The following is a 19271-nucleotide window of genomic DNA, read 5'->3' as shown; positions in this document are numbered from 1 at the left end:
CCGGGTGGGCCGGCGGGGCTGTAGGGGGTCAGATCATCAGGAGGAGGCGGGTGTGGGGGACCAGCTTTCGGTTCACGCTGGTGCTCTGGACGAAGATCGTGAAGTCGTCGTTGTGGTCCGGCTTGACGCGGACTTCCGTGTCCGGCAGGCCGAGCAGGGCCCGGGCCTGCGGCCCCGTGTACACCCGGTCCGTCTTCTTCTCCAGCACCGCGATCTGCTTCCGTGCCTGGATCTTCTCCGACTTACTCAGCTGGTAGAACGCACAACCGGTGCGGTAAGTGTGTCCGCATTCGACGACCCAGTCCCGTATCGCCGCTTCGCGAGCCACCGGAATCAGCTGGTACTCCGACGGCTTCACCGGGGTGAGGCCGGCTGCCTTGATGGTGTCCTTGTTGACCACCTCCGCACCCGTGGAGAACACCGCCCGCGAGCCCCGGATGCCCTGGGCCCGGCCCACCATGAAGTTTTCGGTGGCCTGCTGGATGACCTGCCCGGCCTCCTCCAGACCCTGGGTGCTCGTGGCGTCCCAGATGGCGATGTTGTCCTTCGGGAAGCCGCACTGCATGGCCTCGCGCTTGCCCATCTGGTCCGGCACCAGGACGGCCAGCGTCCAGTTGTCCTCCTGCGTCGCGCTCAGCGTGGCCACGGCCTGCACCAGTTCCCGCGGATTGCTGCCAGGGGCGTCCGGGCAACGGTGGCTTGCGTTCTCCTGACCGTCAGTCAGCACGAACGTCAGGAAGCTGTGGTCGCCGTACAGTTGAGCCGTCTGCGCCAGCTCCCGCTGCGACTTGAGCGTGGCCGCGAGCAGCGCCGTCATTCCACCGACCCGGTACAGCTGCTTCAGGGACGGCATCCGCAGCACGTCCTTGTCGTAGATGACGCACTCCACCTTGTCCGCGAAGACGTACACCGTGACGCGGGTCTCCTGGTCCAGCTCCTTCGACCGGCGAGCCAGGTAGGCAATCTGCTGGTCGGCGACCTCAACGACCTTGCGGCTCAGGTGCGACATGGACGAACTGGCATCCAGCACAAGAGCAACGTGGTTGATGTAGTTCTGGGTTCCGGACATGGACTGCTCCCCCTCTTTCACTCGGTGCTCTTACCTTCTCACCCACCACTGACAATCGATCTTGGACGGCGGGATGGCGGGATGGCGGGATGGCGGGACGGCGGGATGGCGGGAGATGCGGGCGGAGCGTCGCTGGGGGAGAGCTGCTCCTAGCAGGGTCGGGTCGGCAGTGGTGCCGCCTCAGGGCCCGCGGGTCGGCGCTGTTTGGCGCGGTGGGCGAGGGCAGCGAGGATGCGTTGCCATGCCGGTGACGCCTCGGAGATCTGGGAGGAGACCAGCTTCGCGTACCCCGCCCGGTTGCTGTCTCGTTCGTGTGTGATCTCCCACGCGTCCAGGTCGTCGATGAGCCGTTCCAGGCGTGGATCGTTTGGGTCCCAGTCGACCGCCTGGTCGCAGGCGAGAAACAGGCGCGTCGTCTCGGGGTCGTCGAAGCCGGTGTTCTTGTCTCGTATCCGTTGCGGCATGGCGTGCGGTGCCATTGCCTGCATCAGGATCCAGGAGTCGCGCTCGAGTTGTACCCTCTGTTCGCTGACCCCGAGACTGCGCATTCGATTGAGGATTGCGACGACCTCGGGAGGCAGGACAAGCCTTTCGCCGCTGTCCAGTTCGGCGATTCGGCGGCGGTATTCGGTGAGTTGGTCGATCCTGCGCTGTAATTCGGCGTCGATGTCGCTGATGGCCGCGGCGAATTCGGTCGCCTGCGCATGCAGCAGTGCGTCGATACGGGCCAGTGGCACGCCGGCATCGGCGAGGGTCCTGATCCGGATGAGATCCACCGCCGCTTGCGCGCCGTAGCGGCGGTAGCCGGAGGCATCGCGTTCGGGCTCGGGCAATAGACCGACGTGGTGATAGTGGCGAACGGTGCGCACGGTCACGCCGGCGGTTGCCGCGAGCTGGCTTATTGTGAGCACCGTCCTCCTCCTCGTACTCAGATCTTCGTGATACGTGATCTCGCCGAGTCTAATGAGGGCGAGCTCGGTCAATGAGGCGAGCTCGGTCGATGAGGCGAGCTCGGTCGATGAGGCGAGCTCGGTCGATGAGGCGAGCTCGATCGATGACATTGCGGACCGCCTGAACCACGGCATCACGGCGGTCGAAGCAGAGGCGATGGTGGCCAGTGTCGGAGATGATGCGTTGTTTCCCGTACGAGACCGTGCTCACCAAGGCCGCGTCCATTCTGGTCTTACCGGCATTCATCTCTCGCAACGTCCGCTCCGGCGTCAGCGCCTGCTGGGCGGGATCGGTGCCCACCACGGTGAGAGCGACCACCGGGACGTCGGGGATATTCGGTCCGGCCCGCAGTTCGGTGGCGAGTGCGGTCAACGTGCCGCGCTCGGCGATGCCGACGCGGATCCATTCCTCGCTCATACGGGCTTCGATCAGCGCCTCCCGTATGCGCTCCGGGTAGTCCGCGTACAACTCGGTACTCATCTCGCGCAGGGCCGGGCGCATCTGTGCGAGCTGCTCCGGATCAGGATCAGGTGCCAGTTGTTCGAGCGCGGCCAGGCCCGCCTCGGTAGGCATGAAGGCGTCCCAGTCGCGGTGGAATGCGTCCATCCAGACCAGCCCGGCCACGTCCTGCGGGTACAGCTGCGCGAACCGATGCGCGTAGAAGCCGCCGAGGGAGTGCGGCACCAGAATGTATGGGGCGGCAATGTTCTGGGCGCGCAGCAGCTCGCGCAGTTCCGTGGCAACCGCGGTGGCGGTGCGCGGCAGCGGGAGGTGGTGGGAGAGCGGATCGCTGAAGCCTGTGCCGCCGCGGTCGTACAGCACGGCGGTGGTGAATTGCGAAACCGCCTGATGAACGCCGAAATAGTCCAGGCCTACCGCACTGGCGCCGGGCAGGAATACCACCGTCGGCCCGCCGCTGCCCGACCGATGCACGAAAATGCGGCGACCGTCGATCTCCTGGAATCCTCCGATCGGCGGAGCGAGCCGAGCCGAGGAAGCGCTGTTGTTCGTCATGCGGTCAGGCTCCAACCCTGACGTAGGGTCAAGGTCAACCCCTTCCGCCGCAGTACGCGAATCGTGCCCAGCTGTGCCACGCGGTCGGCGCCGTGGCACGACCGCTGATCGGAAGTTCATCGCGACGCATGTTCATGTGGCACCACCGACGGGGCCGTGTTATCCGGGGAGGGTGCGGAATGGGTCCGGCGGACGGACTCGGCTGCGACCGATGAGATCGGCGAATGTCGCGGTCCGGTCGAATCGCACGACGACAAAACCCAACGAGAAGGGAACCGCGACCATGAAACTGACGACGATCACGCACGTCTCCGTCGACGGAGTCATGCAGGGACTCGGCGGGTCGGACGAGGACCGCAGGGGCGGATTCGAGCGCGGCGGATGGGCTCTGCCGCTGTTCGATGAAGAGGCCACGACGATCGTGAATCAGATCTTCCAGCGCGCCGACGCCTTCCTGTTCGGCCGGCGGACTTACGAGATCTTTGCCGGCTATTGGGGAGTAATGACAGATTCGGACAACCCCATCGCGGCGGCGTTGAACACGCGGCCCAAGTACGTGGCATCGACCACGCTCACCGACCCGCAATGGGCGGACACGACCGTCCTCTCCGGCGACGTCGCGGCGGCCATCGGCGAGCTGAAAGCCGAGCCGGCCGGTGAGCTGCAGGTGCACGGCAGCGGTGTCCTGGTCCGCCGGCTGCTCGACAACCACCTGGTCGATGAGATCACCCTGCTCACCTACCCCGTGGTCGTCGGCCAGGGCACGCGGCTGTTCCCCGACACCGGCCCGGACACAGCACTGGAACTGGTCGACTCGCAATCAACCGCGAAGGGGGTGACGATGCAGGTGTACCGGCCTGCCGGGCGCCCGCAGTACGCAACGTCAACACATCACTGAAGCACATGACACAGGAACCGCTGGGCGCATGATTCACCCGGTGGCGTCGGTACCCACCGACGGTACGTACTGCGGTGCCCGCCACGCGGCGAGCCGGTGTTCCACTGCCGCTCCGAGCGAGAGCAGCTCGGCGTCCTGGTGGTCACCGGCCATCAGCAGTACGCCGACGGGCAGCTCACCCACGAAGCCGGCGGGCACCGACAAGGACGGGTATCCGGCAACGGCAGCCGGGGTGGAGGACGGGATCACATCGTTGTCGCCGCGCGCGCAGTCGGTCGTCCAGGCGGGCGGGTTCGTCGGCGAGGCGATGGCGTCGAGCCGGTGGGCGGCCATGGTCTCGTCGATGGAACGCCGGGAGAGGTCCGTCAACTCCGCGCGCATGGACCGGTATTTCGGGTCGTTGGTCGACGGCGCAACGAGAGCCTGCTCGAACAGTTCCTGCCCGGCGAAACACGTCCGCTCCGCGGGGTGGGCGCGGTTGAAATCGATGAGCCCGGCCAGATCCCGTGGTCCATGGCGGGTGGCGAGGTAGGCGTCGATGTCCCGGTGGAACTCGCTCAACAACGCCGGAAATTCGAGTTCGGCGAGTCGCTTCTGATACGGCGGTGTCACCTCGACGACCTCGGCCCCCGCTGCGCGCAGCTTCTTGGCCGTACGAGTCATCAGCGCATCCACCTTCGGCCCGAGCGAGGGCAGTCGCCACAGGCCGATCCGCTTGCCCCGCAGGTCATTGGGGCGGGTCAGTGTGTCCGTGAGGCCGGCGGCACCGCGGGGTAGCGCGATGCCGTTGCCGCTGATCACCGACAGGGTGAGCGCGGTATCGACCACATTGCGGGCCATGGGGCCCGCGGTGTCCTGCTCGGCGGAGATCGGCACTACGCCGTCCTGGCTGACCAGGCCGAGGGTGGGCTTGTGGCCGACCACCCCGTTCATCCCGGCCGGGCACACGATGGAGCCGTCCGTCTCGGTACCGATCGCCACCTGCGCCAGCGACGCGGCGAGCGCGGCGGCCGAGCCGGAGGAGGAGCCGCACGGATTCCGGTCCAGTACGTACGGATTGTTGGTCTGCCCGCCCGCTGCCGACCACCCCGAAGTCGGCTTCGCAGCACGGAAGTTGGCCCACTCGGAGAGGTTGGTCTTGCCGAGGATCACTGCCCCGGCCTTCCGCAGCCGCGCCACCAGAACGGCGTCGGTGCCGGGCGGTTTCCCGGCCAGCGCCAACGATCCGGCGGTCGTATCCAGCCCGCGGGTGTTCACGTTGTCCTTGATCAGGACAGGTATGCCATCGAGCAGGCCGCGAACGGCACCGCGCCGATGCCTGGCATCACTGGCGGCGGCCTGACGCATGGCCGTCGGGTCGGTGCGCAGCACCGCGTCGATCTTGGGATCGATGGTTTTGATCCGCTGCAGATAAGCCCTGGTGAGCGCCGACGAGGTAAGTAAACCGTCCCCCATACGCGCCTGCAGCTCCGGGATCGTCACCGTATCGAGGTCGACGCCGAGCCGCGCGGCCGCACCGACCGGCGACGGCCTACCGGCACCGGCACCGCCACCGGCGTCGGCCGCCGCCGGCGAATGCGGTACGGCGGTGACAAGGGACGACGCAAGCAGGGCGGCAGCCAGCGCGGTGATGCGCCTGTTCCTCGTATTCCTCACATTCCTCATGACGGGTAGCGGACTACATGCCGGGCCCCTACGCAAGACCGCCACACCCTCATCAAGACCGTCCCGGGCACTGTGCGGAATCGGCGGCTCGGCGCAAGGTTCGCGCCCATAGTGGCCCCTCCCTGGCCCATCGCACTGCGACGGCGGGCTGCTGCCTCTGGGCGGTTTGCCGGCTGCCGCAGGCGCGGTCACGGGCTCCACGACAGGTCGGCAGGGGGTGCCGGCCTGTCGTGGAGCGCTTCCGGTCAGGCGAGGTTCTTGGTGAAGAACTCGTCGAGCTTGCCGAAGGGGATGATGTCCTTGCGGTCGTACAGGTCGACGTGGTCCGCGCCGGGAACGACCAGGAGGTCGATGCTGTCGGGAGCCATCTTCTGGACGTCCTCGGAGTAGTAGCGGGAGTGCGCCTCGGATCCGGTCACCAGAAGGGCCTTGCGGGGCGCGAGCATGTCGATGTTCGTCATTTGCTGGAAGGCGAAGAACGACATCGGGGTGGTCGCGGTCCACGCAGTGGTGGAGTTGATCGAGCGCGGGTGGTAGCCGCGCTTGGTGCGGTAGTAGTTGAAGAACATCGTCGTGATCGGGTCGGCGTCCGCCGGGAGGCTCTCGGGCAGACCGCGGTCCGTGGGGGCGACGTTGCCGTTCTCGTCGAAGGGGACCTCTGCGGAGAGCCGCGCGTAGGTGCCGTTCTCGGCGTCGATCCAGCGCTGCCGGCTGAGGTGGTCCACGACCTTCTGGCGCTGCTCACGCGTGTAGTAGTCCTGGTAGCCGCGGGACATGGCGCGCGACATGTCGTACATCGCGGCCGTGGCGACCGCCTTGATACGGCTGTCCGCGGCCGCTGCGGTGAGTGCCATGCCGCTCAGGCCGCAGATGGCCTGCGCGCCGATCCGCTCGCGGTCGACGATTTTCTGCAGGCCGAGGAAGTCGACGGCGGCGTTCCAGTCCTCGGTGTTGATGTCGGGCGAGCCCACGTCGCGCACCGTGCCGCCGCTTTCCCCGGTGAAGGAGGGGTCGAAGGCGAGAGCGATGTAGCCGCGCCGGGCGAACTCGTTGGCGTAGAGCCCCGAGGCCTGTTCCTTGACCGCGCCGAACGGGCCGCTGACCGCCAGGGCGGGCAGCTTGCCCCTGGCGTTCTTCGGCACGTAGAGGTCCGCGGCGAGTTCGATGCCGTAGCGGTTCTTGAACCGCACCGAGGTCCGCTTGACGTTCTTGTCCAGCGCGAAGGTGTAGCCGCCCTTGGCCGTGGCCTTGCCCTTTGCTGTGGTGCCCGCGGTGCGGCCGCTGCCTTCGCCGAAGGCGGGCAGAGCCGTGAAGGATGCGGCGGTGGCGGCGCCGGTGGCGGCGATCAGTCCGAGCGCTTTGCGACGTTCCATGGAGTGGACCTCATATTCGATCGGTGTGGGAAAGGGGTGTGGCGGTCGGTACGGTCGTGACCGGGGCGCTGTTCCAGGCGACCGCTTACGCGCCAGGCGTGACGGCGCGGACGTGGTTTTCCATCTCGCGGTGGCCCCTGCTACTGGGCGGTGTGGCCGGCGTCGACGGGCAGGGCCGCGCCGGTGACGTAGCCGGCGGCGTCTGAGCACAGCCACAGCACGGCGGCGGCGATCTCGTCGGGGCGGCCGAGCCGGCCCAGTGGCACTCCCGCTGCGGCTGCCTCGGTGTCGAGCTCGCCGCCGGCGGCCATCCGGGCGACCATCGGGGTCTCGATGGTGCCGGGGCAGACGGCGTTGCAGCGGACGCCGTGCCTGCCGTACTGCAGGGCGACGGACTTGGTCGCTCCGATCACGCCGTGCTTGGTCGCGTGGTAGGTGGTGCGGCCATCGCCGCCGACCAGGCCTCCCAGCGACGAGCAGTTCACGATCGCTCCGGAGCCTTGCTCGCGCATCTGCTTCAGCTCGTGCTTCATCGATGCCCAGACGCCCTTGAGGTTGACCGCGACGAGAGTGTTGAACGCCTCGGCGGTCTCGTCGGCGGAGTCGACCGGCGGGAGCATGATTCCGGCGTTGTTGAATGCCATGTCCAGGCTGCCGAAGGCCTCGACGGTCGTGCGGACGGCCGATGCGACCTGGTCCTCGTCAGCGACGTCGCAGGCCAGCGCGATGGCCCTCTGCCCCGTGGCTGCGAGCTCGTCGGCGAGCCGCCGGCCCGCGTCGACGTCGCGGTCGGCGATCGCGACTGCGGCCCCTGCCTCGGCGAAGGCGCGGACGGCGGCCTCGCCCATCCCGGCGCTGCCGCCGGTGACGAACGCGGTCTTGCCAGTGAAGTCGTAGGTGACGGTCATGGGTGGTGTTCCTTGTGATTCGGTGCTGAGGGTTGAGGTCAGTCGCGGGGCAGCTCGCTCCCGGTGTGCTCGGCCAATGCTGCGAGCAGCTCGCCCTGGACCCGCTCGGCGCGCACGGCCGGGTGCGGTCCTCGGTCTTCTGGTGGAATCAGTACCGGCCGGAGACGAGCGCCTCGGGATCCTCGGTCGTGGCGAGCCATGCCTGGGTGACGTGAGCGAGGTCGTCGCTGCCCGATGGGCCGCCACGTGGCGGCGAGGGATGCGCGGGCCGCACCCCGGAGGAGCGCGACAGCGATCAGGGACGGACGAGGACCTTGAGGCTCTTCCGCTCGTCCATGTCGCGATACCCGGCGGGCACACCCTCGAGGTCCGTGACGGCGTCGAAGACCTTGCCCGGCTCTATGGTGCCGTCGAGGATGGCGGGCATCAGCTCCTCGATGTAGGCACGCACGGGGGCGGGGCCCCCTGCGAGGCGGATGTTGTGGCGGAACAGGCTGGCGAAGCCGATCGGCGCGTCCTCGTACTGCGGGACGCCGACGCGGCTGATGACGCCGCCGGGGCGGACGACGCCGATGGCCTGCTCGTAGGCGGGGAGGTGCCCGACGGCCTCCAGCACGGCGTGGGAGCCGTGGCCGCCGGTGAGCTCGCGGACCTTCGCGATGCCCTCCTCGCCGCGCTCGGCGACGACCTCGGTGGCCCCGAACTCGCGTCCGAGGTCGGTGCGGGCCTTGTGGCGGCCCATGAGGACGATCTGCTCGGCCCCGAGGCGCTTGGCCGAGAGCACGGCCAGGAGGCCGACCGCGCCGTCGCCGATCACGGTCACGCTGTCGCCGGGCTTGACCCCGGCCATCTTCGCGGCGTGGTGGCCGGTGCCGTACACGTCGGCGAGGGTGAGCAGCGACGGGATCAGTGCCGAGTCGGCGGCCACGGGCAGCTTCACCAGGGTGCCGTCGGCCAGCGGCACGCGGACCGCCTCGGCCTGGCCGCCCTCGTCGGCGATGCCGTCCCAGAAGTTCGCCTCGTGATGGCTGCAGGAGGTCTGCAGGTTCTCTCGGCAGAACTGGCAGACGCCGTCGGAGACGGCGAACGGGGAGACGACGAGGTCGCCCTTCTTCAGGGTGGCGACGTCCGCGCCGACCTCCTCCACGACGCCGAGGAGCTCGTGGCCCATTCGGGCCGGTCCGGCCTCGGTGGTCATCGAGTGGTAGGGGTGCAGGTCGGATCCGCAGATGCAGGAAGCGGTGATCCGCACCAGGGCGTCGGTGGGGTGCTTGATGCGGGAATCGGGGACGTCCTCGATCCGGACGTCGCCGGCGGAGTGCATGAGCGCTGCGCGCATGAGGGTGTTTCTCCTGTCGATGAGTGGGGGGCGCGATGCGTGCGGGCGCGTCAGCCGAGGACGGCGTCGACCGGGGCGTGGTCGACGTAGAGGCGCATGTCGGCGAGCTTGCCGTCGGTGATGGCGAAGATCGAGCAGGCGGTGATCTCGATGATGCCGCCGTCGTTCAGGTGGTAGACGCACCGCACCTCGAGGATCACGGTGCCGTCGTCCTCCTGCCACACCCGCAGCAGGCGGTGCTCGAGGCGCTCGAGCTTGCCCGCGAGGTCGGCCATGAGGGCGAGCACGTGGTCCGCGCCGGTGATGGTCGGGTGGTTGGCGAAGGTCAGGGTCACGTCGTCGGCGTAGAAGGCGCGGAGGCGGTCGAAGTCCTTCGCCTCCAGCGCGCCGAAGTAGTCGTTCAGCAGGTCGACGGTCTCCTGCGGTGCTGGTGCCACGCAGATGCTCCTCGGGTTCGGTGGCTGGGCGCGGGTCGGGACGGTGATCGGCGGGCGTCGGACCGGCGCAGCTCAGGCCACGCCGCGCGGGGCGATCCCGACCGTCGCGGCCCGCGGGCGGCGATCATGGGCGGCAGGTACGGGCTGCCCGCGTACTTCTCCTGGTAGGCCCGGTCGATCCTGTGGTTCAGCTCCGGATTGTCGACCAGGGCGAACGCGACCGCGTGCTCGCTGCCGGCGGCGGTGATCTTCCCGGCGCGCTGCACGATCGCGGAGCGGTACCAGCGTCCGCGGGTGCCGTTGTAGGCGCGGACGAACAGCCGCCCGTCGACCACGACCGACCAGATCCAGGTCAAGGTGCCGGTGGTCTTCCCGTCGGCGCGGTACGGAGCGATGTGCAGGTCGTCGGTGGCGGCGATCTTCTCGATCGTCTCCGCGGGCCATCCGGTCATGGGCGTCTCCCCTCCGGTCCTCACGTGTCGGTCTGCTCCACGGGGAACTCCAGGACGATCCGTCCGCGGGTTCCGCCGCGCTCCATCAGGAGGTGCGCCTCGGTCGCCTCGGCAGCGGGCAGGACGCGGCCCACGCGCATGCTCAGCACGCCCTCCTCCACGAGCTCGCGCAGCCGCGAGATCGCGGCGTGGTCGGTGGCGCGGTCGAACACGTTCATGACGTGGATGCGGACACCGCGGCCCGGGTCGCCGTTGTAGCCGCGGAAGCTGGCGATCTGTCCGCCATCGCGGATCGCAGAGACGATCCCGTCGCCGAGGTCGGCGCCGTCGGCCACCGCGTCCACCCCGTCGGGGAACAGATCGCGGACGTGCTGCGCCGCGTCCTCGCCGCGGGCGACGAAGTCGGTGGCCCCGAAGGAGCGGACCAGGTCCTCGTCGGACTCGGCGGCGATGGCGACGACTTGCAGGCCCTCGTCCCTGCCGAGCTGGGTGAGGTATCCGCCGACCGATCCGGCGGCACCGGTGACCAGCAGGGTCTGCCCCGGCTCCAGGGCCAGCGCGTCCAGGCCGTTGCGGGCAGTCAAAGCGTTGCTGATGAATGACGCTGCCTCCGGGAAGCTCGCGTCTGCCGGGGCGCGGGTCACCGACGCCGCGGGCACAGCGACGTAGTCGCTGTAGCCGCCGTGCGCGCCGGCGAAGTCGACGAACGCGACGACCGGATCGCCGACGGCCAGGCCGGGCTCCAGCTCGGCGTCGGGACCGACCTCGTCGAGGACGCCGGAGATCTCCATGCCGGGCACGAACGGAGGCTCGAGCCCTTCATGCGCTGCGGCGAACGCCCCGGTGCGCATGAGCGCGTCGACCGGTGCGATCGCGGCCGCGCGCACCCGCACCCGCACCTCGCCGGCGCCGGGACGCGGCTCGGGCAGATCCACCACCTGGAGTACCTCGGGGCCTCCATAGGTGTTCAGGCCGATGGCCTTCATCTGTGCAATTCCTTCCCACACGCTTCTCGATTGCACAGCCAGCGTCCTTTGCTTCGTTGGGCACTGCCAGGCACTCTCAGGGACCCCCACTGCGGGAATGGCCGCCGTAGCCTCGAAGCATGGAGTTTCAGAAGGAGATCAGGGACTTCCTGATGAGCCGCCGTGCCGCGGTCACGCCCCAGCAGGCCGGTCTGCCGTACGTCGGCGGGGACCGCCGCGTCGCGGGCCTGCGCCGCGAGGAGGTCGCGATGCTCGCCGGCGTCAGCGTCGAGTACTACACGCGCCTGGAGCGCGGACGCCTCGGCAGCGCGTCCGACAGCGTGCTCGACGCGATCGCCCGCGTGCTGCAGCTCGACGACGACGAGCGCGCCCACCTCTACGACCTGGCACGAAACGTCGCGCCCGGCTCCCGCCGCAAACGCCCCAAGCCCGCCTCACCGATCACGGCAGCGGTGCAGCAGGTCCTCGACTCCATGAGCGTGCCCGCCGTCGTCCAGAGCGGCCGGCTGGACCTCCTGGCCGCAAACGACCTCGGCCGCGCCCTCTACTCCCCGCTCGACGACATGGCCGAGCAGCCGCCGAACTTCGCCCGCTTCGTGTTCCTCGACCCCCGCGCCGAGGGCTTCTACGCCGACCTCGACGCCAGCAAGGACCTCCTCGTCGCCGTGCTCCGCGCCACCGCCGGCCGCGACCCGCTGGACAGGAGGACCACCGACCTGATCGGCGAGCTCTCCGCCCGCAGCGTCGACTTCGCCGCCCGGTGGGCCAAGCACGCCGTGCGCCGCCACTCCCGCGGCCGCAAGGTCATCCACCACCCCGCGGTCGGCACCCTCGACCTCGAGTACACCGACTTCGACCTGCCCGGCGACCCCGACGTCTCGGTCGTCACCTACACCGCCGCGCCGGGCAGCCCGAGCGCCGACGGCCTCGTCCTGCTCGCCTCCTGGGCCCAGACGCGGAAGGCGGACGCCGAGGCGGTCCCGCAGAAGGCAGACGATCCCGCAGACCAGCGCCGCGGCTGACCCTCGCCCCGATCCGAGAGGAAGAACCAGGCGTCGTTCGTGGCCGCGGCCGGCCTGGTCAGTCCTCTGCTCCGTCTCCGTACGGCACGCGGCGGACGGCAGCTGCCCTTCACCGGTGATCAACGATCTTCCCCGAACTCCCTGCGGGGCACCCTGCCGCTGTGCTGGGCGATCAAGGTCAACGGCTTGGCGTTTTTAACCGCTGTACCGATGTTCCCCAAGGCCGGAAGCCCACGGGCCGACCAACCGCCATTTCGCCCGCACGAACATGTTCCTCGTGGTGGAGGACATCCTTGGAACCGTTGGCCTGGGCATCACTCACCACCACGATCCCCCGCCGGCCCCCTGACCGACGGCCCCGCGGATGCAGAGCCGACATCACCGGTCCGCCACCGCCCAGTGACATCAATTCCCATCGATATTGATCACGAAAAACACGCGCGAGTGACTCCCGAACTCACGTCGAAACGACATCCCGAGGCGAGTGACGCAGTCATTTGGCACTGGTCCGACATCGGCGTCATCACCCCGGCCGGCCGGACTGCTGCCGGTTACCGGCTCTACGGCACCGAAGCGCTGGCCCGGCTGCAGCTGGCCCGGACCTTGCGGGAGCTGAGGCCCGGCCTGTCGACGATCAAGGACGTACTGGACCGTGGCCACACCGTGGCGGAGGTGACCGCGGTCCACAGCGACGCGCTGGAGATGCAGATCCGCACCCTGCGTGCGCAGCAGGCAGTGCTGCGCTCCGTCCTCCGCCGCAATCCCACCGCCGAAGGATTCACCACTATGCCTTACCCCGGCGCGCAGGACCGCCGCCGACCGCCGCACCCTGATCAGCGTCTTGGTGCGCGAGGCATTGGGCGCCCTGGACGTCCGATTCACCGGCAGCCGACCCGGTCGTCGACGCCATCGTGACGGCGTGGATTCCCACCTAGCCCGCCACGGACGGGACAGTACTCACCGACGGTGCCGAGGCCCGACGCCTGCTCCTGGAACAGCTCGAAGTGGCCGCCGATCGGCACATGGAGCGGTACTAGCAGTTGCTGTGCCTCATCAACGGCCGGCCCACTCGGCCGAGCATGGCGGCAGCGGGACAGTGGCTCATGGCAGCGTTGCGCGCCAGTCCCAGGCCCGGAGCACAAGCCGCGCGACTCGCCGCAACCTACGACTCAGACGACGTTGTGTGGGCCCCGGCAGGCATTCTCGACGCCTGCGACAGAGTGCTGGACGCCGCCGGATCCTTCGCCCCGCCCCAGCCCACACCTCGCGACGTGAGTCCGCTCGATCGTCCCGTTGCCTATCTCGGCCGCATCATGGACTGGGCATCGCGGCGGGGCAGCCGTCGAGATGTCGGGCGTCGAGAACGGCGGCTAGGGGAGGTCTCGCAGGAACGGCCCGATGGTACGGACGAGTTCCTCTGGGTGATCCAGCTGCGGGAGGTGGGTGCCTGGGGTACGTCTCACCTCGACGCCGAGTTGCCCGGCGAGCCAGCCGGCGACCGCGTGAAAGAACGGTGCCGATTCTTCGCTGGTGAGCACCAGAGTCGGAACATTGATGGCAGCCATGGTGGCGTCGTCAGGACGGTAGGGCTCGAAGGTTCCCATCTCGGTGCCGAAGAGCGCCTCGCCATTGGCCGACATCCGCTCGCGCAGACTCGACTCCATGCCCTCCCAGCCGGCATCACCGGCCGCAAAGCGCATGAAAGACTCCACGGCTTTCGCAGGCCCGCCCGCCGCCATCCCCTCCTGGACGACAGATCCGACGGCTGCCTGGACCTCCTCGGGCTTGTCCACCACGGAGAGGAGCGGCGGCTCGTGCAGCACCGCGCCACGCACGAGGTGGGGATAGCGGATGAGCAGGTCGAGACCGCAGATCGCCCCATAGCTGTTGCCGTACACCGCGGCGGGGGCAACTCTGAGTGCGGCCAGGAGGGCTGCGGCATCGTCAGCCTGCTCGGCGACCGAGGTGGAGTTCCATCCCGCGGGACGAGGGCTGCGGGAGTTGCCGCGTCGATCGTAGGTAACCACCGTGAACCCATCCGCGAGCAGGTCCGCGACACGCTCGAATTGTCCGGCGTCCCCGGTGGCTCCGGAGATGAACAGCACCGCGGGGCCGGCGCCGCGAACCTCGCAATAGAGATCGGCGCCATTCGCGGACACGGTGCGCTGCTCAACTCTCATCGGCTGGTGCTCCTTGCGGGCGGCGACTCGGAAGGCAGGGCAGCCACGAGCTTCCGAGGGGCGATGGTGATCAGACGCTACTCGGGCGGTCTCGCCCCGCCGGGCAAAGACACGCACCGGGAGCTGACGCACTGCAGGCCGCCGGGACCCATCTCAGTAAAACGCTCTTCGTGGAGTGGCGTGTAGTGCTTAACTGTGGCTCGACCACACGGTTCGCGACGGGGATAACCGGGCACTCGAACGCACTCCGCCGCACCAACGCCGGTGCCAGGGCCGCCGTCGTGGACCTCCTGGCCGCTGGCCGTCGCATCGGCCCCACCACGCCGAACTGCTCGCAGACCTCGCCCACCTGCTGCGCCAGGGAGGTCACCGCATCCTCGACACCCTCACCGCAAGGCGGGAGCTGCACCCGCCCGCAGCGTCCACCCCGCGCTGACCGGCGCAGGCCGCGGCCCTGGATGCCGTACCGTACGCCCCCGCGCGGGCTGCTGCGCCCCCCTGCAGGCCGCCTGCCACCGCGGCAACCCCGCCATGGCCATCCCCCGAAGGACCACCCAGAACAACGAAACAACAAACTGTTGTTTCGTTGCGGCTTGGCGTAGGGTGACCGCATGGCATGCGACGCTCGGGACGAGGCCCGCGAACGGCTGTCCGCGCTGGCAGGTGACCCCACGGTCCAGGAGACCGAGGCGCGCCGCCTGGAGCGGGATGCCGCTCTGCTCCATCGGCTGCTGACAGCCGCCGCCAGCCACCAGCACAGCGGCGAGCAGGCATCCGAAGTGGCTCCGGACGATCTCGGCGCGGCGCTCAGCCTGTTCGAGGACATGCGCAGCCAGTTGGACCGGCTGGAGACCCAGGTGATCATCGAGGCCCGGCGTCGCGGCCTGGACTGGCGGCAGATCGCCCAATACCAGGGCATGAAGTCCTCCCAGGCCGCCTCGCAGCGCTACCAACGGCTGATGACGAGGCTCGAAGAGATCCGCCAGGGCGTCCGGTAGGAAAGGGAGCACCGATGAACCACCAGCCCGAGGAACTCTTCACCGCCATCGACTCCCTCCTGGCCGCCGTCGATGAGGGCACCGTGCTGCCCGCCCCGCCCGAGCGGGTCCGGCTGCGGGAGGCCGCCGGACTCACCCAGGCCGCCGTCGCCCAGGCCCTCGGCGCACGCGTACACAGCGTCCAGGCGTGGGAAGCCGGCCGCGCCGAACCCAAAGCAGAACGTCTGGAGGCCTACCGCAGGCTCCTCGACGGCCTCGCTCAGCGCTACCCCGCCCCCCAACCCACGGTCCGGCCCGAACCGCCGGTGCCGACACCGGCCCCCGCCGCGGCAGGCACCGGCTCGCGCCCGCAGCACAACGCGGCCACCAGTACGGCCAGGACACCGACACCGACACCGCGACGGTCGGCCGCCAAGAAGGCGACGCCGAAGAAGACCGCCCCGGCCCCCGCCCCGGCCGCCGATCCGCGCTTCCCGCACGGCCCGCTGGCGGTCCTGGACGGCGACGGCACCGCGTACTGCGCCGACGGCCTGGTGCTGGAGTGCCCGGCCAAGACCATCCCGGCGCTGGTTGACTGGATGCTGAAGGAGTCCGGCCTCGGGGCGCCACGGCTGCATCGCCACGGCAAGGACGCCGACCCGTTGATCGCGCTGACCGCATCGGCCGCCGTGCGCCTCGGCCTGCCCGAGCGCCTGGAGGGCCCTGAAGCCCGCCGCTCCCTGCGCCTGCCCGACGACCACCCCGTGGTCAAGCAGCTCACCCGCGCGAAGTGGAAGCTGACCCAGCGCGGCTTCGGCCCGTGGCCCCGCATCTACCGCCCGGCGCAGGCCGGTCAGCGCCAGTGCGTGCAGCTGGCGATCCTGCCCTGGGACGCCCTCGATACCCGCGCCTGGCCCGGCGCCGCCGACCTCCCGCCGGCCGAACTCGCCCGCGTGCTGGGCACCTACGCCACCCGCGTGCTCACCCCCCGCGGCTCCACCGCCGTCTCCGGCCTGGAACTGATGACCGCGCTGCGCCCGCCGACCCGCCCGGTCAAGGACACTGCGACCGGCGGCTGGGTGTCCGGCCCGAACCCCGGAGCGCTGACCGCACCGGTCGACCCCGCACCGCCGGAAGCCACCACCGAGCACCCCGTGGCCCAGGGCTGGGACGGCGGCTTCCTGGACGAAGAGGCCTACCAGTGGGTCCGCGACGTCGACACGCTCTCCGACGAGGAGTGCCTGCTGCCCCACGCGGTCGGCATCGACATCAACACCGCCTTCCTCGCCGCTTCCGCCCGCCTGTCGGTCGGCCTGGGGGAACCGGTGCACGTCGACCGGCCGGTGTTCGACAAGAAAATCCCCGGCAGCTGGTACGTGGACCTCTCCCACATTGAGCTCGACCCCCGCCTCCCATCGCCGTTCACGCCGTCGGGCCGGCGCCCGGGCGGCCCGGCCTGGTACGCCACACCGACGGTGGCGTACGCGGTGGAGCTCGGCTACGACGTCACCCCGATCGAGGCGTACCTGCGGCGCGAGGCCGGCCCGTACCTGGACCCCTGGCACGACCGTCTGAAGACCGCCTACGTCGAGACCCTCGCCGACCTCGGCGTCGCAGGGGACCTGGACGACCGCGCTTTCCTCGCCGCCATGGAACACCACAAGCAGACCGACCCGGGCCTGGCAGCCGTCCTCGCGGCCATCAAGTCCACCGTCAAGGGCGGCATCGGCAAGCTCCGCGAGCGCCCCCAGGGCCGCCACTACCGCGACGGCGAACGCTGGCCCGCCCTGGAACGCCCCACCTGGCGCCCCGACATCCGGGCTGCGGTGATCTCCAAGGCCCGGGTGAACATGCACCGCAAGATGCGCAAGACCGCCGAAGCCGTCGGCCTGTACCCCCTCGCGGTCCTCTCCGACTGCGTGGTCTACCCCAGCCCCGGCCCGTCCCCGCTGGACTTCCTGCCGCGTGACGCCGACGGCAAGCCCTACCCCGGCTCCTTCCGCCTCGGCCCCACACCGGGCCTGGCCAAGGTCGAAGGCGTCCAGACCATGGCCTGGGCGGTGGACCTGATGGAACAGGGCTTCAACCCGGCCCGCCACATCAAGGGCGGCGACGCCGTCCTGGACGGAGGAGAGTAGGCCGTGGGGGACATCGAGGACGCCCTGGACCGCGCCGACCAAGAAGCCTTCACCCGCCGGCCACCGAAAACCCCGCTCGCCCAGATCCGCCTCCTGGTCCGCGCGGAGAAGGGCTCCACCCGGGCCGTAGCGGCCCGTCTGGGCGTCTCCCAGCGCACCGTGGAGCGCTACCTCGCCGGGCAACGCAAAACGCCCCAGAAGCGCCTCGCAGACGCGCTGCGCCGAGAGGTGCCCAAGGTATGGCAGCCCCGGGTCCGCCAGCGCCGCCGCAAGCAGGCCGCCACCACCGCCGGCATCACCATCGAAACCCGCGCCCGCTTCGGCTACACCGCACCCATCGGCACCACCGACGACGGCCGGGTCCGCCGGCTGACCGTCCACCTCCCGCCGGCCTACGCCGCCCGCCTCTTCGACGCCCAGCAACAGGGCGCAAGCGACCAGCACATGCGCGGAATCGTCGCCGAAGGACTCCAGGAAATCTATTTCAAGGACGGCGGCCGCCGGGCCAATGACCTCGAAGTGGAATTCAGCGACATCGACTACATCGACGTTTCCTTCTGACCTGAACAAACGGGAACGCCACAAGTTGCGGGCGCCGTGGATGACCGTCTTCCACGACGCTTAAGACCGTCCAGAGTACGCAGGATTGGCATGGTGTGCGGTGCAATGGCTGGTCCGGCCGTATCGACCCGCCGCGCACATCACACACCTGGAGATCCGCACCTGGCGGCCCCGCTGACGGAGAGCGGACAGGACGCCCGGACAGGGCTCCCGAATTCGCCGAGGCATCTGCACGATCCGGGGACGTTGCCAACCGACCAGCTGTGCGGAACGTTTTGGTGCATGACAGATGCCATGGAGGCCTCCCTTCCCGTACGCCGGGCCGCGATCGCCGACGCCCCCCGGTGGGACGGGCGGGTCAGCGCAGTCCGGCGAAGAGGTCGTTCTCGGGGACGGGCGCGCCGGTGGTGTCCTTGACGCGTACGAAGGTCTCCATGCCCATCAACTCGCCGAACCGCTCCTTGCCCATCTTGAGGAAGAAGATGTTCTCGCCCTGGCTGGCGTGCGCGGCCAGCGCATCGAATTTCTGACTGCTGAATGCGGTGGTGTCCACCCAGGTGGTGATCTCGTCGTCGGGGAGGCCGATCTCGGCCATCGCGGCGGCCTCGGCGGGATCCGGCTCCGGCATGTCCGGATGAAGCTCGCGCATGATTTCACCGAAGCGCCGCATTCCCGAGTGGGGCATCGTCGTCCAGTAGACCTTCGGTGTCAGCGGGGTCATCTCCAGCGCCGCCATCGTGATGCGGTGGGCCTGGATGTGGTCGGGGTGGCCGTAGAAGCCGTTCTCGTCATAGGTGACGACTACATCGGGTCGGTAGTGCCGCATGAGTTCCGCGAGTCGGGCGGCGCCTTCCTCCACGGGGGTCTGCCAGAAGGATCCGGGGGCCTCGTTGCTCGGCCAGCCGATCATCCCGGAGTCGGCGTAGTCCAGCATCTCCAGATCGCTGATCTTCAGGACGTCACAGCTCTCCTGAAGTTCTTGGCGGCGCATCAGGGCGACGGCCGCCGGATCGTGCCCGGGGGTGCCCGGCTTGATGCCTCCCGGTCCGTCACCGCAGCTGCCGTCGGTACACGTCACGAGAACCGTGCGGATGCCCTCCGCCGCGTACTGCGCGAGGATCCCTCCGGTTGAGGTGGCCTCGTCGTCGGGGTGGGCGTGCACGGCCATGAGCGTCAAGGGCCGGTCAGTCATGAAACAGTCCTCCTGCAGAAATCCGTCTTAGTGCCAGTGCGCGGCGGGCGTACCGCGATCACCCTGGGGCCCGGATCCTGGCAGGCGGAGGACCTTGTGGTCTTCGTGT

The 19271-nt window shown here is 69.3% G+C and carries 19 protein-coding genes; 7 read left to right on the top strand and 12 right to left on the bottom strand.

Translation table 11 applies throughout. The features are described 5' to 3' along the window. Positions 1 to 28: 28 nt before the first annotated feature. The 3 genes from AB0I82_RS33300 to AB0I82_RS33290 all read right to left on the bottom strand — a co-directional run bounded on the left by AB0I82_RS33300 (position 29) and on the right by AB0I82_RS33290 (position 3034). Positions 29 to 1069, bottom strand: coding sequence for a vWA domain-containing protein (locus AB0I82_RS33300; RefSeq protein ID WP_363261204.1), 1041 nt, complete (start codon positions 1067 to 1069; stop codon positions 29 to 31). Between the two features lie 149 nt (positions 1070 to 1218). Further along, a complete protein-coding gene (locus tag AB0I82_RS33295) occupies positions 1219 to 1980 on the bottom strand; it encodes a MerR family transcriptional regulator (RefSeq protein ID WP_363261203.1) in 762 nt (253 codons plus the stop codon). A 49-nt stretch (positions 1981 to 2029) separates the two neighbouring features. After that, positions 2030 to 3034, bottom strand: coding sequence for an alpha/beta hydrolase (locus tag AB0I82_RS33290; RefSeq protein WP_363261202.1), 1005 nt, complete (start codon positions 3032 to 3034; stop codon positions 2030 to 2032). 283 nt (positions 3035 to 3317) lie between these two features. Here AB0I82_RS33290 and AB0I82_RS33285 point away from each other — a divergent pair, with 283 nt between their 5' ends. Then, positions 3318 to 3932: a dihydrofolate reductase family protein gene (locus tag AB0I82_RS33285; protein ID WP_363261201.1), complete on the top strand. Its 615-nt coding sequence runs from the start codon at positions 3318 to 3320 to the stop codon at positions 3930 to 3932. Between the two features lie 33 nt (positions 3933 to 3965). Here the strand turns inward: AB0I82_RS33285 and AB0I82_RS33280 are convergent, their stop codons facing one another. The 3 genes from AB0I82_RS33280 to AB0I82_RS33270 form a co-directional block, all read right to left on the bottom strand. Continuing rightward, positions 3966 to 5597: an amidase gene (locus AB0I82_RS33280; protein WP_363261200.1), complete on the bottom strand. Its 1632-nt coding sequence runs from the start codon at positions 5595 to 5597 to the stop codon at positions 3966 to 3968. Between the two features lie 245 nt (positions 5598 to 5842). Beyond that, positions 5843 to 6970, bottom strand: a complete 1128-nt coding sequence (locus AB0I82_RS33275; RefSeq protein WP_363261199.1) for an alpha/beta hydrolase — start codon at positions 6968 to 6970, stop codon at positions 5843 to 5845. Positions 6971 to 7110: 140 nt separating this feature from the next. Next, entirely contained in the window at positions 7111 to 7878 is a 768-nt protein-coding gene (locus tag AB0I82_RS33270; RefSeq protein ID WP_363261197.1) for a glucose 1-dehydrogenase, read from the bottom strand. A gap of 32 nt (positions 7879 to 7910) precedes the next feature. Between AB0I82_RS33270 and AB0I82_RS33265 the strand changes: the two genes are divergently transcribed. Beyond that, positions 7911 to 8093: a hypothetical protein gene (locus tag AB0I82_RS33265; RefSeq protein ID WP_363261196.1), complete on the top strand. Its 183-nt coding sequence runs from the start codon at positions 7911 to 7913 to the stop codon at positions 8091 to 8093. 80 nt (positions 8094 to 8173) lie between these two features. Here AB0I82_RS33265 and AB0I82_RS33260 read toward each other — a convergent pair whose 3' ends face one another. From AB0I82_RS33260 to AB0I82_RS33245, 4 genes are read right to left on the bottom strand one after another with little or no spacing between them, the layout of a single operon-like run. Beyond that, the gene (locus AB0I82_RS33260; RefSeq protein WP_363261195.1) at positions 8174 to 9217 is read right to left on the bottom strand and encodes an alcohol dehydrogenase catalytic domain-containing protein; all 1044 of its coding nucleotides are present in this window, start codon (positions 9215 to 9217) and stop codon (positions 8174 to 8176) included. Positions 9218 to 9267: 50 nt separating this feature from the next. Then, positions 9268 to 9654: a nuclear transport factor 2 family protein gene (locus tag AB0I82_RS33255; protein WP_363261194.1), complete on the bottom strand. Its 387-nt coding sequence runs from the start codon at positions 9652 to 9654 to the stop codon at positions 9268 to 9270. Further along, a complete protein-coding gene (locus tag AB0I82_RS33250) occupies positions 9618 to 10106 on the bottom strand; it encodes a DUF2255 family protein (RefSeq protein ID WP_363261192.1) in 489 nt (162 codons plus the stop codon). The genes AB0I82_RS33255 and AB0I82_RS33250 overlap by 37 nt, the downstream gene beginning before the upstream one ends. Before the next feature lie 20 nt (positions 10107 to 10126). Then, entirely contained in the window at positions 10127 to 11092 is a 966-nt protein-coding gene (locus AB0I82_RS33245) for an NADP-dependent oxidoreductase (RefSeq protein WP_363261191.1), read from the bottom strand. A 119-nt stretch (positions 11093 to 11211) separates the two neighbouring features. Between AB0I82_RS33245 and AB0I82_RS33240 the strand changes: the two genes are divergently transcribed. Both AB0I82_RS33240 and AB0I82_RS33235 read left to right on the top strand, forming a co-directional pair. After that, positions 11212 to 12114, top strand: coding sequence for a helix-turn-helix transcriptional regulator (locus AB0I82_RS33240; RefSeq protein WP_363261190.1), 903 nt, complete (start codon positions 11212 to 11214; stop codon positions 12112 to 12114). Positions 12115 to 12558: 444 nt separating this feature from the next. Then, positions 12559 to 13029, top strand: coding sequence for a MerR family transcriptional regulator (locus tag AB0I82_RS33235; RefSeq protein ID WP_363261189.1), 471 nt, complete (start codon positions 12559 to 12561; stop codon positions 13027 to 13029). Between the two features lie 455 nt (positions 13030 to 13484). Here the strand turns inward: AB0I82_RS33235 and AB0I82_RS33230 are convergent, their stop codons facing one another. Then, complete coding sequence (locus AB0I82_RS33230) at positions 13485 to 14294, bottom strand: alpha/beta hydrolase (RefSeq protein WP_363261188.1); 810 nt, start codon at positions 14292 to 14294, stop codon at positions 13485 to 13487. A 611-nt stretch (positions 14295 to 14905) separates the two neighbouring features. Between AB0I82_RS33230 and AB0I82_RS33225 the strand changes: the two genes are divergently transcribed. The 3 genes from AB0I82_RS33225 to AB0I82_RS33215 are packed head-to-tail and all read left to right on the top strand — an operon-like array spanning position 14906 to position 17970. Next, positions 14906 to 15292, top strand: coding sequence for a hypothetical protein (locus tag AB0I82_RS33225; protein ID WP_363261187.1), 387 nt, complete (start codon positions 14906 to 14908; stop codon positions 15290 to 15292). A gap of 14 nt (positions 15293 to 15306) precedes the next feature. Further along, positions 15307 to 17409, top strand: a complete 2103-nt coding sequence (locus AB0I82_RS33220; protein WP_363261186.1) for a helix-turn-helix transcriptional regulator — start codon at positions 15307 to 15309, stop codon at positions 17407 to 17409. Between the two features lie 3 nt (positions 17410 to 17412). Next, entirely contained in the window at positions 17413 to 17970 is a 558-nt protein-coding gene (locus tag AB0I82_RS33215) for an XRE family transcriptional regulator (protein WP_363261185.1), read from the top strand. Between the two features lie 358 nt (positions 17971 to 18328). Here the strand turns inward: AB0I82_RS33215 and AB0I82_RS33210 are convergent, their stop codons facing one another. Further along, a complete protein-coding gene (locus AB0I82_RS33210) occupies positions 18329 to 19162 on the bottom strand; it encodes a PIG-L family deacetylase (RefSeq protein ID WP_363261184.1) in 834 nt (277 codons plus the stop codon). Positions 19163 to 19271: the final 109 nt, after the last annotated feature.

Source organism: Streptomyces sp. NPDC050315 (genome assembly GCF_040655775.1).
Classification (GTDB): domain Bacteria; phylum Actinomycetota; class Actinomycetes; order Streptomycetales; family Streptomycetaceae; genus Streptomyces.
Note: the sequence above shows the minus strand (reverse complement) of the source record. Positions and strands in the feature narration are given on the sequence as shown.

What these genes read in the sequence shown, in the direction of transcription:
- AB0I82_RS33230 (WP_363261188.1), bottom strand. Translation starts at nt 14,294, where the DNA reads ATGAGAGTTGAGCAGCGCACCGTGTCCGCGAATGGCGCCGATCTCTAT.
- AB0I82_RS33225 (WP_363261187.1), top strand. Translation starts at nt 14,906, where the DNA reads ATGGCATGCGACGCTCGGGACGAGGCCCGCGAACGGCTGTCCGCGCTG.
- AB0I82_RS33250 (WP_363261192.1), bottom strand. Translation starts at nt 10,106, where the DNA reads ATGACCGGATGGCCCGCGGAGACGATCGAGAAGATCGCCGCCACCGAC.
- AB0I82_RS33260 (WP_363261195.1), bottom strand. Translation starts at nt 9,217, where the DNA reads ATGCGCGCAGCGCTCATGCACTCCGCCGGCGACGTCCGGATCGAGGAC.
- AB0I82_RS33290 (WP_363261202.1), bottom strand. Translation starts at nt 3,034, where the DNA reads ATGACGAACAACAGCGCTTCCTCGGCTCGGCTCGCTCCGCCGATCGGA.
- AB0I82_RS33270 (WP_363261197.1), bottom strand. Translation starts at nt 7,878, where the DNA reads ATGACCGTCACCTACGACTTCACTGGCAAGACCGCGTTCGTCACCGGC.
- AB0I82_RS33275 (WP_363261199.1), bottom strand. Translation starts at nt 6,970, where the DNA reads ATGGAACGTCGCAAAGCGCTCGGACTGATCGCCGCCACCGGCGCCGCC.
- AB0I82_RS33220 (WP_363261186.1), top strand. Translation starts at nt 15,307, where the DNA reads ATGAACCACCAGCCCGAGGAACTCTTCACCGCCATCGACTCCCTCCTG.
- AB0I82_RS33300 (WP_363261204.1), bottom strand. Translation starts at nt 1,069, where the DNA reads ATGTCCGGAACCCAGAACTACATCAACCACGTTGCTCTTGTGCTGGAT.
- AB0I82_RS33245 (WP_363261191.1), bottom strand. Translation starts at nt 11,092, where the DNA reads ATGAAGGCCATCGGCCTGAACACCTATGGAGGCCCCGAGGTACTCCAG.
- AB0I82_RS33240 (WP_363261190.1), top strand. Translation starts at nt 11,212, where the DNA reads ATGGAGTTTCAGAAGGAGATCAGGGACTTCCTGATGAGCCGCCGTGCC.
- AB0I82_RS33210 (WP_363261184.1), bottom strand. Translation starts at nt 19,162, where the DNA reads ATGACTGACCGGCCCTTGACGCTCATGGCCGTGCACGCCCACCCCGAC.
- AB0I82_RS33280 (WP_363261200.1), bottom strand. Translation starts at nt 5,597, where the DNA reads ATGAGGAATGTGAGGAATACGAGGAACAGGCGCATCACCGCGCTGGCT.
- AB0I82_RS33285 (WP_363261201.1), top strand. Translation starts at nt 3,318, where the DNA reads ATGAAACTGACGACGATCACGCACGTCTCCGTCGACGGAGTCATGCAG.